Annotated in this window: 13 protein-coding genes; 10 read left to right on the forward strand and 3 right to left on the reverse strand. The window is 60.4% G+C overall.

The features are described from left to right. The first annotated feature begins 173 nt into the window (after window positions 1–173). The 8 genes from THS5294_RS04165 (at window position 174) to purF (ending at window position 8,448) form a co-directional block, all read left to right on the forward strand. Window positions 174–1,661, forward strand: coding sequence for a replicative DNA helicase (locus THS5294_RS04165; RefSeq protein WP_038002651.1), 1,488 nt, complete (start codon window positions 174–176; stop codon window positions 1,659–1,661). Between the two features lie 180 nt (window positions 1,662–1,841). After that, window positions 1,842–2,891, forward strand: a complete 1,050-nt coding sequence (gene alr / locus THS5294_RS04170; RefSeq protein WP_058122792.1) for an alanine racemase — start codon at window positions 1,842–1,844, stop codon at window positions 2,889–2,891. After that, window positions 2,888–3,673: an MlaE family ABC transporter permease gene (locus THS5294_RS04175; RefSeq protein WP_116903991.1), complete on the forward strand. Its 786-nt coding sequence runs from the start codon at window positions 2,888–2,890 to the stop codon at window positions 3,671–3,673. The genes alr and THS5294_RS04175 overlap by 4 nt, the downstream gene beginning before the upstream one ends. Window positions 3,674–3,681: 8 nt before the next feature. Next, window positions 3,682–4,428, forward strand: coding sequence for an ABC transporter ATP-binding protein (locus THS5294_RS04180; protein ID WP_058122734.1), 747 nt, complete (start codon window positions 3,682–3,684; stop codon window positions 4,426–4,428). Then, entirely contained in the window at window positions 4,428–4,880 is a 453-nt protein-coding gene (locus THS5294_RS04185; RefSeq protein WP_058122735.1) for a paraquat-inducible protein A, read from the forward strand. The genes THS5294_RS04180 and THS5294_RS04185 overlap by 1 nt, the downstream gene beginning before the upstream one ends. Before the next feature lie 9 nt (window positions 4,881–4,889). Beyond that, window positions 4,890–6,257 (forward strand): DNA repair protein RadA, encoded by a 1,368-nt coding sequence (gene radA, locus THS5294_RS04190; RefSeq protein ID WP_038002644.1) that lies wholly within the window; start codon window positions 4,890–4,892, stop codon window positions 6,255–6,257. A gap of 23 nt (window positions 6,258–6,280) precedes the next feature. Further along, window positions 6,281–6,871, forward strand: coding sequence for a CvpA family protein (locus THS5294_RS04195; RefSeq protein WP_058122736.1), 591 nt, complete (start codon window positions 6,281–6,283; stop codon window positions 6,869–6,871). Window positions 6,872–6,960: 89 nt separating this feature from the next. Then, window positions 6,961–8,448: an amidophosphoribosyltransferase gene (gene purF, locus THS5294_RS04200; RefSeq protein ID WP_038002639.1), complete on the forward strand. Its 1,488-nt coding sequence runs from the start codon at window positions 6,961–6,963 to the stop codon at window positions 8,446–8,448. Between the two features lie 147 nt (window positions 8,449–8,595). Here purF and THS5294_RS04205 read toward each other — a convergent pair whose 3' ends face one another. Then, window positions 8,596–9,189 carry a biotin transporter BioY gene (locus tag THS5294_RS04205; RefSeq protein ID WP_058122737.1) on the reverse strand — a complete coding sequence of 198 codons (594 nt, stop codon included), beginning with the start codon at window positions 9,187–9,189 and terminating at the stop codon, window positions 8,596–8,598. Between the two features lie 119 nt (window positions 9,190–9,308). Here THS5294_RS04205 and THS5294_RS04210 point away from each other — a divergent pair, with 119 nt between their 5' ends. After that, on the forward strand, window positions 9,309–9,986 hold the full coding sequence (locus THS5294_RS04210) for an SDR family NAD(P)-dependent oxidoreductase (RefSeq protein ID WP_058122738.1): 678 nt from the start codon (window positions 9,309–9,311) through the stop codon (window positions 9,984–9,986). A gap of 54 nt (window positions 9,987–10,040) precedes the next feature. Here the strand turns inward: THS5294_RS04210 and THS5294_RS04215 are convergent, their stop codons facing one another. Both THS5294_RS04215 and THS5294_RS04220 read right to left on the reverse strand, forming a co-directional pair. Further along, window positions 10,041–10,418 (reverse strand): cell division protein ZapA, encoded by a 378-nt coding sequence (locus THS5294_RS04215; RefSeq protein ID WP_058122739.1) that lies wholly within the window; start codon window positions 10,416–10,418, stop codon window positions 10,041–10,043. Continuing rightward, window positions 10,411–11,052 carry a hypothetical protein gene (locus tag THS5294_RS04220; RefSeq protein ID WP_052068274.1) on the reverse strand — a complete coding sequence of 214 codons (642 nt, stop codon included), beginning with the start codon at window positions 11,050–11,052 and terminating at the stop codon, window positions 10,411–10,413. The genes THS5294_RS04215 and THS5294_RS04220 overlap by 8 nt, the downstream gene beginning before the upstream one ends. A 236-nt stretch (window positions 11,053–11,288) precedes the next feature. Between THS5294_RS04220 and tkt the strand changes: the two genes are divergently transcribed. After that, the gene (gene tkt / locus THS5294_RS04225; RefSeq protein ID WP_058122740.1) at window positions 11,289–13,304 is read left to right on the forward strand and encodes a transketolase; all 2,016 of its coding nucleotides are present in this window, start codon (window positions 11,289–11,291) and stop codon (window positions 13,302–13,304) included. Window positions 13,305–13,441: the final 137 nt, after the last annotated feature.

Below are 13,441 nucleotides of genomic sequence, written 5' to 3' on the forward strand. Positions count from 1 at the left end.
TTCACCATGTTAAGAATTATTACGCCAAAATGCGCAATATCTTGACCCAACACACCGTGATTTGTCATGATGTTGTGCATGCACATTGCCCGACATGTTATCCACAGCTTTTCCACGTTGCCCTGCGCAGGTCCGCTCCGCTATGACAGACCTCACGAGAGGCGAGGTCCACAATGAATGAAATAACGCAAATGAACGCGACGGGAATGCCCGCCGCGACACCAGAAGAACTGCCCGCCAATATTGAGGCCGAACAGCAGCTTCTGGGTGCGATCCTGACCAATAACGACCTGTTCGATCAGGCCGCCTCGATCATCCGGGCCGAGCATTTCTATGACCCCGTGCACCGGCGCATTTGGGAAACCGCGGCTGAGCGGATCCACAAAAACGCACTCGCCTCACCGGTCACGCTCAAAGCCTTTATGGAGGACGATGAAGGCCTTCAGGCGCTCGGCGGACCTGCCTATCTGGTCAACCTCGCGGGGGCCGCGATTTCATCCTATGCAGTGCGCGACTACGCCCAGATGATCTATGACCTCGCGATCCGGCGCGAGCTGATCGGACTGGGGCGCAACATCGCCGCCGAAGCCTCGGACGTGCGCGTCAGCAATGACCCCCGCGATCAGATCGTGGCCGCAGAACAGCATCTGTATGCCCTCGCCGAGCAGGGCAAAACCGAAAGCGGGTTTCAGACCTTTTTGTCCGCCGTCACAGACGCCGTCCAAATCGCCAACGCCGCCTACATGCGCGAAGGTGGAATGGCCGGTATCTCGACCGGACTGGTCGATATGGACAAAAAGCTGGGCGGGCTGCACCGCTCCGACCTTTTGATCCTCGCGGGTCGTCCGTCGATGGGTAAAACCTCGCTTGCCACCAACATCGCGTTCAACATCGCCAAGGCTTACCAAAAGGGCATCCTACCAGATGGACGCGAGGGCGCGGTTGAGGGGGGCGTCGTGGGCTTCTACAGCCTTGAGATGAGCGCCGAACAGCTGGCCGCCCGGATTTTGTCCGAGGCCTCTGAGGTCCCATCCGAGCAAATCCGCAAAGGCGACATGACGGAATCCGAATTCCGCCGTTTTGTGGAGGCCGCAAAGTCGCTCGAAAAGTGCCCTCTCTATATCGACGACACGCCCGCCCTGCCGATTTCCCAGCTCGCGGCCCGTGCGCGGCGCCTGAAACGGACCAGCGGTTTGGACGTGCTGATCATCGACTATCTTCAGCTGGTGCGCCCCGCCTCAGCCAAAGACAGCCGCGTGAACGAAGTTTCTGAGATCACGCAGGGCCTCAAGGCCATCGCCAAAGAACTCGACATCCCCGTGATCGCCCTGTCGCAGCTGTCACGTCAGGTCGAAAGCCGCGAAGACAAACGTCCCCAGCTGAGCGATCTGCGCGAATCCGGCTCGATTGAGCAGGATGCGGACGTTGTGATGTTCGTGTTCCGGGAGGAATACTACAAAGAGCGTGAAAAACCCGGCGATCATGAGCTAGAGAAAATGGCCGCATGGCAAGAGGCGATGGAGCGGCTGCACGGCCGCGCCGAGGTCGTCATCGGCAAGCAGCGTCACGGTCCCATCGGCACCGTTGAGCTCAGCTTTGAAGGGCGCTTCACTCGCTTCGGCAATCTCATCCAACCTTGGCAGCAAGGCCAAGAGGGCTAACCACACAGACTTTTTGGTGCGCCCTTACCCGTGCGCCAAACCGCACCGCTTCGCGCCTAAGGGCCCGAAGGGTCCCGCGCGGACGGCAGAGTGGCAGGCTTGCGCCTGCTCGAAGTCGTCCGCCCGCCTTTTCCACCTGCCCCCTTGACGTTACAGCACATTTTCCGCACCACGAGCGGTATGTCCAACGCAGAACTCTCAATCGACCTTGATGCCATCGTCGCAAATTGGCGCGCCCTCGACACCGCGTCGGGCGCAGGCACGGAAACATCTGCCGTCGTAAAGGCGAACGCCTACGGCCTCGACATCGCTCAGGTTGCGCCGAAACTCGCGGCCAGCGGTGTGCGGACCTTCTTTGTGGCCACAGTCGATGAGGGCGTCGCTTTGCGCAATGTCCTCGGCACTGGCCCTCGCATTTACGTTTTGGGCGGTCACAGCCCTGGCAGTTCCAAGAAACTTGTCGGCGCGGCTTTGTCCCCTGTTATCAACAGCATTGAGCAGTTGACCCATCACCTAGAGGCCGCTCCGGGCCGTGATTTCGCGATCCAGTTGGACACCGGCATGAACCGCCTCGGGATGGAGATTGACGAATGGGCCGCCTGCGCCGAACTTGCTTTGCGCGCCGGGCCAAGCCTTGTGATGTCGCATTTGGCCTGCGCCGATGACCCCAACCACCCAATGAACGCGCAACAACTTGCGGCGTTCCATCATATGACCGACGGCATCGCAGTGCCTCGCGCGCTCAGTGCGACGGGTGGCATTCTGCTCGGGCCTGAATATCATTTTGACATGACCCGCCCCGGCATTGGCCTTTATGGCGGTGCACCTTTCACAGAGGCCACACCGGTTATCACGCTATCGCTGCCCGTAATCCAATGTCGCGATGTCAAACAGGGTGAGACCGTAGGCTATGCCAACAGCTGGACCGCCCCCGGCCCCGCACGCATCGCAACCCTTCAGGGCGGGTATGCCGACGGAATCCTGCGCGCGCTTTCGGGCAAGGTGACCTTGTTTGACGGCGCAATTCCCTGCCAATTGGCAGGTCGCGTGTCGATGGACCTGCTCACCGTGGATATTACCCACCTTGAGCGCGACCCAACTGAACTGACCTTGCTGGGTCCCCACCAAGGGGTTGATGCCGTTGCGGACGTCGCAGGCACGATCGGCTATGAAATCCTAACCAGCCTTGGCGCGCGCTACACCCGCGCTTATGCCGGTGGCGTCGTATGACCGCGCTGTTGACACCTGTCGCGGCACTGGGTCGGGGCACCTTATCCTTGCTAGCGTTGATCGGACGGATCACGCTATTTGCCATCGACACGCTTAGCCACTTAGTGCGCCCCCCGTTCTACTTTAAGGAGTTCGGGCATGCGCTTCTTTATATTGGATATTTATCCCTGCCCGTCGTCGGCCTAACCGCGCTGTTCACCGGCGGTGCGCTGGCGCTACAGATTTACGCAGGCGGGGCGCGGTTCAATGCAGAGGCTGTCGTACCTTCTATCGTTGCCATCGGCATGGTCCGCGAATTGGGCCCGGTTTTGGGTGGCTTGATGGTCGCGGGCCGAGTTGCGGCCTCGGTCGCGGCAGAGGTCGGCACCATGAAAGTGACGGAGCAGATTGACGCGCTTGTGACCCTTTCAACCCACCCAATGAAGTACCTGACCGTGCCGCGTGTGCTGGCCGCAACGCTGTCGTTGCCGGTTCTGGTCGCGGTGGGCGATGTGATCGGCATCATGGGCGGATATGTGGTCGGCGTCACGCGGCTCGACTTTAACGGTGCCGTGTATCTCTCTAATACGGTTGATTTTCTTGAGTTTTGGGATGTCGCATCCGGACTGGTCAAGGGCGCGGTCTTTGGCTTTATCGTCGCCCTAATGGGTTGCTACCACGGCATGAACTCAGGCCGGGGCGCACAGGGCGTGGGCCGAGCCACGACCAATGCCGTTGTATCAGCGTCCGTGATGATCCTTGCGTCAAACTACCTCCTCACAGAGGTGTTTTTCTCCGCATGAGCACGCCAATGATCACTCTCGACAATGTCCATAAAACCTTTGGCACAAACGCGGTCCTGCGCGGGGTAAACCTGTCGGTGGCCAAGGGCGAAAGCCTTGTGATCATTGGCGGATCGGGCACTGGCAAATCCATCACGATCAAGTCCGTGCTTGGCCTTGTGACACCAGAGCACGGCACAATCACCGTTGACGGCAAGAACATCAGCAATGGCGATCGTGATGCGTTTTTGGCCCGATTTGGGATGTTGTTCCAAGGTGGTGCCTTGTTTGACAGCCTGCCGATTTGGCAAAACGTGGCCTTTCGCCTGCTGCGCGGGTCGTTGAAACGCCCCAAGGATGAGGCCCGCGAAATCGCCATCGAAAAGCTACGGCGCGTGGGCCTAAAGCCTGATGTCGCCGACCGCTTTCCGGCGGAACTGTCGGGAGGCATGCAAAAACGTGTGGGGTTGGCCCGCGCGATTGCCGCGGAACCTGAGATCATCTTTTTTGATGAACCAACAACCGGGCTGGACCCGATTATGTCTGGCGTGATCAATGAGTTGATCCGTGAAATCGTGGTTGAAATGGGCGCAACGGCTATGACGATCACCCATGACATGACCTCTGTCCGGGCAATCGCTGATAGCGTTGCGATGTTGCATGACGGCGTGATCCAATGGCATGGCCCCGTGTCTGAAATGGATACCGCGGATGATCCCTATTTGCAGCAGTTCATTCATGGTCGCGCCGAGGGCCCTATCGACGCGGTCCGTTAATGGGTGTTCTCAAGGCGTTAAACCTCACCCTGCTGTTCCTCTTTCCCATCGCATGGTTTGCGCCCCTCCTGCGCGCAGGCATCTTGCCTCTGTTTAGCTTGAACGAAATTTCGATCATGTCCGGGTTACTGTCTTTGTGGCAAAGCGACCCGATCCTTGCGCTGCTCGTCACAGCGCTTGCGATTTTTGCACCTTATGCAAAGACAATCGCCCTCGCGCTGGTGCAATTTGGATTGTTCCCAACCCAGGCGCTGCCCACATTGACGTGGCTGGGTAAACTCGCGATGGCGGATATCTTTCTGATTTCGCTTTATATCGTGATCATCAAAGGCATTGGAATTGGCCGGGTCGAAACCGCATGGGGCCTATGGCTGTTTACCTTTTGCGTCCTGCTCAGCCTTGCGGTGTCGATTTTCACATCGCGGCTTCTCAACGCCACCAAATTGGACTAAAGCAAGAACATGGCAAAACCAATTACCTCCTATTCTTGCTCCGAATGCGGCGCGACACACAAAAAATGGTCCGGGCGCTGCGATGGCTGCGGCGCGTGGAACACCATCAAAGAGGACGTGCCACTTAGCCAAGGGCCGGGCAAAAAGGCTTTAGGTGGTTTAAAGGGCAGCAAAATGGCCTTAACCGACCTCGCGACCGAAGAAACGCCTCCGCCCCGGCAATACTCTGGCATGGCCGAGCTGGACCGCGTGTTTGGCGGTGGCCTCGTGAACGCATCGGCGACCTTGGTGGGCGGCGATCCGGGCATCGGGAAATCCACGCTTTTGCTACAAGCCGCCGCCAGCTTTGCGCGCAAAGGTCTCAAGGTGATCTACGTCTCGGGCGAGGAAGCCACCGCGCAGGTCCGCATGCGCGCGCAGCGTCTTGGGCTGGCGGATGCCTCGGTCCAGCTGGCCGCCGAAACCAATCTGCGCAACATCCTCACAACGCTCGAGGCCGAAAAACCCGACCTCGCCATCATCGACTCGGTGCAAACCGTCTGGCTCGACACGGTTGACAGCGCGCCGGGTTCCGTCAGCCAAGTGCGCGCCTCGGCCCATGAATTAACCAGTTTCGCCAAACGGTTTGGCACGGCTGTTGTGCTGGTCGGTCACGTCACCAAAGAGGGTCAGATCGCGGGCCCGCGCGTCGTTGAACACATGGTCGATACGGTCCTTTATTTTGAGGGCGAACGCGGCCACCAATTCCGCATCCTACGCGCGGTCAAGAACCGCTTTGGCCCCGCAGATGAGATTGGCGTATTTGAGATGACCGGCGCGGGCCTGTCAGAGGTCGCCAACCCTTCGGCCCTGTTCCTGACGGACCGTGATGCACCGGCCCCTGGATCGGTCGTGTTTGCGGGCATCGAAGGCACAAGGCCCGTCTTGGTCGAAGTCCAAGCCCTTGTGGCACCTAGCCAATTGAGCCAGCCGCGCCGCGCCGTCGTGGGCTGGGATGGATCACGGCTCAGCATGATCCTCGCCGTGTTAGAGGCCCGCGCGGGCATTTCCTTTGCCGGACTTGATGTCTACCTCAACATCGCGGGCGGCATCAAAATATCCGAACCTGCCGCCGACCTTGCCGTCGCCTGCGCGCTGCTCTCTGCCCGCGAAGATGCCGCATTACCGCCCACAACTGTGGTTTTTGGGGAACTCAGCCTGTCTGGCGCGCTGCGCCCCGTCTCACAGGCCGAAAATCGGTTGAAAGAAGCCGCAAAACTTGGTTTCACAGCCGCAATCGCACCAACGGGGTGCAAGACCGGAACGTCAGACGACTTGCAGATCAACTTGCAGCCTGATCTGATCACTCTGGTGGGCGAAGTGTTTGGCGCGGGCTGAACGCGACAGACGGAGCGGGATGCATGGACGGCTTTACCATTATTGACGCGGGCGTAGCGGCCGTGATTGTCATCTCGGCGATCTTGGCGTTTTCGCGCGGCTTGGTCCGTGAGGGCATGGCCATCGTCGGCTGGATCGCGGCGGCTTTCCTTGCGTTCACCTTTGCCGGCGCGGCAGAGCCCCTGATCCGCGAAATTCCATATGTGGGGGATTTCATCGGCGAAAGCTGTGAGTTGGCGATCATCGCGGCCTTTGCAGTGGTATTTGCCTTATCGCTCGTGGCCACTTCAATTTTCACCCCAATGTTCTCATCAGCCATTCGCAACTCGGTTCTCGGGGCCACCGACCGAGGCCTTGGTTTCTTGTTCGGTGTGGCACGTGGGGCGCTTTTGGTGATCGTCGCGTTTATCGTCGTGGACCGCGTCACAACGGATGGCGCTATCCCGATGGTCGACGACAGCCGCTCTGCCGCGATCTTTGAGCGCGTCCAACAACAGGTTGAGGCGCAGATCCCCTCGGACGCGCCGGGCTGGATTTTGGAACGCTACCAACAACTGGTTGGGGCCTGTGGTCCGACCCAAGATCCGTTGCAACCCGCCCCCACGGGTAACTAATGTCGCACAAGGCGTCTTGAAGGCGTGACAAGCCTCGGCCAAAGCCCTAAACCCCGACGCAGATGACCACGCCGGATCAAGGACACCCCATGACCGACTCTCCCCTGCCCCAAACCGCCTGGCGCGAGACGCCGTTTGATGACGACAAGCTGAAAGAGGAATGCGGGATATTCGGGGTGAACGGCGTGTCCACCGCCGCAAATTTCGTGGCTCTTGGGCTGCACGCTCTGCAACACCGCGGCCAAGAGGCTGGCGGCATCGTGGTGCATGACCCTGAACACGGCTTCAACTCGGCCCGCCGGTTTGGCTACGTCCGCGATAATTTCACCAGCCAAGCCGTCATGGACACGCTGCCCGGTCCCATCGCGATCGGCCACGTCCGTTATTCGACGGCTGGCTCCAAAGGCGCGACTGCGATCCGCGATGTGCAGCCCTTCTTTGGCGAGTTTGCCATGGGCGGTGCTGCGATTGCGCACAACGGCAACATCACAAACGCCGAAGAACTGCGCCGCGAACTGATTGAGCGCGGCTCGATCTTCCAAAGCTCAAGCGACAGTGAATGCATCATCCACCTGATGGCGCGCTCCTTGCAGAAAAATATCCCCGAGCGGATGAAAGACGCCCTGCGCCGCGTCGAAGGCGCGTTTTCCGTCGTCGCAATGACCCGAACCAAGCTGATCGGTGTGCGTGACGCACTTGGTGTTCGCCCCCTCGTTCTGGGCCGCATCGGTGACGGCTACGCCCTCGCCTCTGAGACCTGTGCCCTCGACATCATCGGCGCAGAGTTTGTGCGCGAAATCGAACCCGGTGAGATGGTCGTGATTTCCTCTACCGGAGAGGTCACCTCCCACCGCCCGTTTGAACAAAAGCCCTCCCGCTTTTGCATCTTTGAGCATGTCTATTTCTCCCGCCCCGACAGCATCCTAGGCGGACGGTCCGTCTATGAAACTCGCGAAAACATTGGCCGCGAACTGGCCAAGGAAGCCCCGGTTGAGGCCGATCTGGTCTGCCCCGTGCCCGACAGCGGCACCCCGGCGGCTATCGGCTTTAGCCTGCAAAGCGGCATTCCCTACGCAATGGGGATCATCCGCAACCAATACATGGGCCGCACCTTTATTGAACCCAGCGAACAGGTCCGCAACCTCGGCGTGCGTCTCAAGCTGAACGTGAACCGCGCCCTAATCCGGGGCAAACGCGTCATCCTCGTGGACGACAGTGTTGTGCGCGGCACGACCTCACGCAAGATCAAGGAAATGATCCTCGATGCCGGCGCGGCTGAGGTCCATTTCCGCATCGCCAGCCCCCCCACGGCTTGGCCTTGCTTCTACGGCGTCGACACGCCTCAGCGCGAAAAACTCCTCGCCGCAACGATGTCCGAAGAAGAAATGCGCACGCATCTCGGCGTCGACAGCCTCAAGTTCATCTCTCTCGACGGGCTCTACCGCGCAGTGGGTGAAGCAAACGGCCGGGACGCCAAAGCCCCCCAATACTGCGACGCGTGCTTCTCGGGTGAATACCCGGTCGCCCCACGCGACAAACTCGCCCAAGGGTTCCAACTCAAAACAGCGGCCGAGTAAGCCGCCTCTTTGGTTCCCAAATATCCTGGGGGCGTCCGAAGGACAGGGGCAAAGCCCCAAAAACCTCGGCAACAATGAATCAGACAAACCCAACAAAAAAGCCGCCTCAACGGGCGGCTTTTTCACAGTCTCATAGTGCCTAGCGCATTAGGCAGATTTCTTGCCCAACGCGGCCCATGCACCCGACACGATCAATGCTGCAATAACCGCTTTCAGCGCATCACCAGCAAGAAACGGCAGCATGAACCAACCCAGCAGGTTTTCCATTGTTGGGGCAACCCAACCGGCTTCAATGCCCAAACCACCAGCAACCAGCGCAGGCCACGCCAGACCGGGCACGTACAGCAGAGCCGAAGCCACGAGTGTCGCGGCCGACAGGCCCAGTACCGATTTAACACCGCGCTCAGCAACAAAACCCGCGAACCATGCCATGGCCACAAAGCCCAGCAAGAAACCAGCCGAGGGGCCAACGAATGCCGCAAGGCCCGGTGCCGTCGTCAGCGTGAACATCGGCAGACCAGCAGCGCCTTGCGCCAAATAGGCAACAAGCGTGATGGCACCAAGGCGCGAGCCGAATGTCAAACCAACAACCAGAATGGCCAGCGTTTGCAGTGTCATCGAAGTCGCGCCCAAGGGCACCGACACTTTGGCGGCGATCGCGATGATAGCGGAACCCGCCAGCACCAAAAGCGCCTGTTTCAGAAGTGTGTTTTGGCCCAGTGTGGCTTGGGTAAGGGTCATGTGTGGCTCTCCGTTCACATATTTCTCAAAGGTAATGCCAAGCTCGCACCATAGAAGTCAAGCGATGCTAACCGCGCATGCCCTTGCACGACGTCGCAGGGCGTGCCACATGCTCCGCCATGACACAGAACACTCCTCCTTCCCTCGCGCTGATCACCGGCGCCTCCCGCGGTCTTGGGGCGGGCATTGCCATCGCTCTTGCGGCTCGCGGCACGCACATCATGGCTGTCGCCCGGACAACTGGCGCGCTCGAAGAACTGGATGACAAGATCAAGGCCGTGGGCGGCGTTGCCACGCTCGCGCCGATGGACATTACAAATGACGGCGCGATGCAGCATCTGTGCCGCTCGGTGCATGAACGCTGGGGCTCCCTGCCCCTTTGGGTGCACACCGCGATCCACACGCCGCCATTGGCCCCGGTCACGCAGATCGACGCAAAGGCCATGGACAAAAGCATCGCCAACAACATCAAGGCCGTCTCGACCTTGATGACTTACGTGAACCCGCTGTTGCAGGCCGCCGCGCCCAATGCCCATGCAGTCTTTCTGGATGACACGTCAGACGCCGCGTTTTCCGGGGCTTATGCCGCGACCAAAGCCGCCACACGCACGCTTGTCCGCCATTGGCAGCGTGAGGCCACGACCCCCTCAGCCCCATCTGTGCATCTGTTGGAGCCGGCACCCACCGCCACGGCCTCCCGCGCGCGGTTCTATCCCGGAGAAGATCGTAGCACCTTGGCCAGCCCCGCTGACGAAGGCGAACGGCTTGTCGCAAGTTTGTTTGGGCCGCGTCCCTAAACTATTGGCGCGCCCGTGGATCACCACGGGCCGCACCAGCTTCAGCCAAAGGCGTCAGACGACGCCTTCGGCTTTTTCGGCCAAGGCCTCTGCCCGGCCTGCAAAATCCTCAAGCCGCTGTTGCAGCCCTGTGTCCGGTGCGGGTGCCGCAGCTGTCGCACCCCGCGCCTGAAGCTCCTCGATCACGCCTTGTTGCGTGGCCAGTTCCGCCTCTAGCTTTTTGACGTCCTCTTGCAGCGAGATAGACTTATCCGCCAGCATCAGACCCGCCATCAACAACATTCGATCCTGCGTCAGCCGCGCCCCTGCCGCCGATAGCTTTTGCGCTTCGGTATCTAAAAGACCCGAGGCGGATTGCAAATAGGGTTCTTCGCCTGGCTGACAGGCCACGATGAACGACCGCCCGCCAATATTGATTGTGACGTCAGGCATTGGCGCTCTCCTCAAGCATGGGTTCCAGCTCTGCCAGCAGCGTCCGCATTTCGGCCAGATCGGCATGACGCGCAACGCGCAGCGCCTCGACCTCAGCCTCAAGGGCGCGGTTGATCAGGCCTGCGTCCGTGGCCCCTTGCGCTGCACTCGCGCGCAAAGCGGCGGTCACTTCGGTCAACTCAGCGAGGGCGGCCAAATCGCCGGGGTCGGCAGCCATCGGCGCCGCAGCAGCCCCCATCGCGTCGGCTTGCACGTGAATACGGTCGATCTCAGCGTCCTTGGCCGCCAGTGCCGCCGCGTGGCTGACACGAAGTGCCTCCATCTCGGCACTCGCGCCGCTTTGCGCCTCCGCCAAAGCGGCACGCAGGTTGGCCAGTTCGATGTCACGCTCCGCCACGATGTGGCTCAGGTCCTCGGTTGGGGCGGCCGCTTCGGTTGCGGCGGCCTGTACCTCAGCCAATTCGTCCTTGAGAGCGGTGATCCGTTCGCTCAGCTGGGCCGTAACGGTCTGTTCCTCAGCCAGCTTGACGGCCAAAGCACCTGCCGACTGCGGCCCCGTCAAAGCGGCCTCCAAACGGTCCAGCGCGCCGGTCAACCGCCGCTCTGCATCCGTGGTCATATCATTTTCACTCATGGTCCATCCATTCAAACGTGAGAAAAACCTAAGACCCATGGAATCGCACGCGCGCCCAATTGTCAAAGCGATAGACCGCAAACAGGCCGATTTCGGCCCTATATCTTGTGGTTAACTCGCAAAACCGGGCCTTTGGGGGCGGTTTCACGCGGCCCGCCCCCAAGAGTGGCTTGCAACGGGGGCCATCCCTGCTATCACGCGCGCAAACACCCCATACCCTTCAAAAAGGACGCCTCATGGACCTCAACGCCCTGCGCACCGCAAACCCCGGCCACTGGCGCCGCGCAACCGCCATTCGCGCGCTGACCCTTGATGCGGTGGCTGCCGCCAACTCGGGGCACTCCGGGATGCCCATGGGCATGGCCGACGTCGCCACGGTTTTGTTTGAGCGTCACATGAAGTTTGATGCCGCCAACCCTGCATGGCCCGACCGGGACCGGTTTGTTTTGTCGGCAGGCCACGGCTCGATGCTGCTGTACTCGCTGCTGCACCTCACGGGCTACCCCGAGATGACGCTGGAGCAGATCAAGAACTTCCGCCAATTGGGCGCGATCACCGCGGGCCACCCCGAATACGGCCACGCCCCCGGTATCGAAACCACAACCGGCCCCTTGGGTCAGGGCATCGCCACCGCAGTTGGCATGGCCATCGCTGAAGAAATCCAGCGCGCGCGCTACACCAAAAAGATCGTTGATCACTATACATACGTGATCGCGGGCGACGGCTGCTTGATGGAGGGCGTCAGCCAAGAGGCCATCGGCCTTGCCGGTAAGCTGGAGCTGTCGCACCTGATCGTGCTATGGGATGACAACGGCATCACCATCGACGGCAAGGTCGAGATTTCGGACGTGACGGACCAAAAACAGCGTTTCTTGGCCTCCGGCTGGGATGTGTTGGAAGTTGACGGCCACGACCCCGAGGCAATTGATGCGGCCATTGCCAAGGCAAAGACCGGCAAAAAGCCTACAATGATTGCCTGCAAAACCCACATCGCACTGGGTCACGCGGCGCAAGACACCTCCAAGGGTCACGGCGCGCTGACGAACGCTGAGCAACTGCTGGCCGCCAAAGCCGCCTACGGTTGGGACCACGGTGCCTTTGAAATCCCCGCCGATGTGAAATCCGAGTGGGAAGCCATTGGCGCCCGTGGCGCTGCCGAGCGTGCCGAATGGGAAGCCCGTCTGGCCGCCCTTGGTGCCAGCAAGCGCGCTGAATTTGAACGCGCTCTGGCCGGCGATGCGCCCAAGCGTCTGTCGGCCACGATCAAGCGCCTCAAGCGTGAAATCTCCGAAGGTCAGCCTTCAATGGCGACGCGCAAATCCTCTGAGACCGTGCTCAAGGCGATCAACCCGATCATGGCCGAAACCATCGGCGGATCAGCAGACTTGACGGGGTCCAACAACACGCTGACCGGTGACATGGGTGTGTTTGAGCCGGGCAACCGCAAAGGCCGCTACATCTATTACGGCATCCGTGAACACGGCATGGCCGCTGCGATGAACGGCATGGCTTTGCACGGTGGTGCAAGGGCTTATGGTGGGACGTTCATGTGCTTTACCGACTATGCGCGCCCCGCGATGCGCCTGTCGGCCCTGATGGGTGTGCCCGCGACCTACGTCATGACGCACGACAGCATCGGTCTGGGCGAAGACGGCCCAACGCACCAACCTGTTGAGCATCTGGCCATGATGCGCGCGACACCCAACTTCAACGTATTCCGCCCCGCAGACACCGTTGAAACCGCAGAAGCATGGGAATTGGCGCTAACGTCGAAATCCACGCCTGCGATGCTGTCGCTGACGCGCCAAAACGTGCCGACTTTGCGCACGACCCACACCAACAAGAACCAAGTCGCCCAAGGTGGCTACGTTCTGGCAGATGCTGAAGGCAAGCGCATGGCGATCCTTATGGCGACCGGCTCGGAAGTGGCCATCGCCATGGAAGCCCGTGACCTGCTGCAACAAGATGGCATCGGCACACGTGTGGTTTCCATGCCCTGCTGGGAGCTGTTTGAGGAAACGGACGAAGCCTACCGCCGCCGCGTCCTGCCCGGTGGCCCGGTGCGGGTTGCGGTTGAGGCCGGTATTCGCTTCGGCTGGGATCGTTGGTTGTTTGGTGAGCGCGGCAAGCGTGAGAAGTCCGGCTTTGTCGGGATGCACGATTTCGGTGCCTCCGCTCCGGCAGATGTTCTCTATGAGCATTTCGGCATCACGCCACAGGCGATCGCCGACAAGGTCAAATCCCTGCTCTAACAAATCAAAAGGCGCTCCAACGGGGCGCCTTTTTTCTACTGCGGTGTCCCTCACCCGCGCCAGCATTCCTGCGCCCTGATGCCTCAGGGTCCACTAAACCCCTTGCTCGAAATGGTTTTTTGCCGCCCCCTAGGGCT

The sequence above is a fragment of the Thalassobacter stenotrophicus genome, assembly GCF_001458315.1.
Taxonomy (GTDB): domain Bacteria; phylum Pseudomonadota; class Alphaproteobacteria; order Rhodobacterales; family Rhodobacteraceae; genus Thalassobacter; species Thalassobacter stenotrophicus.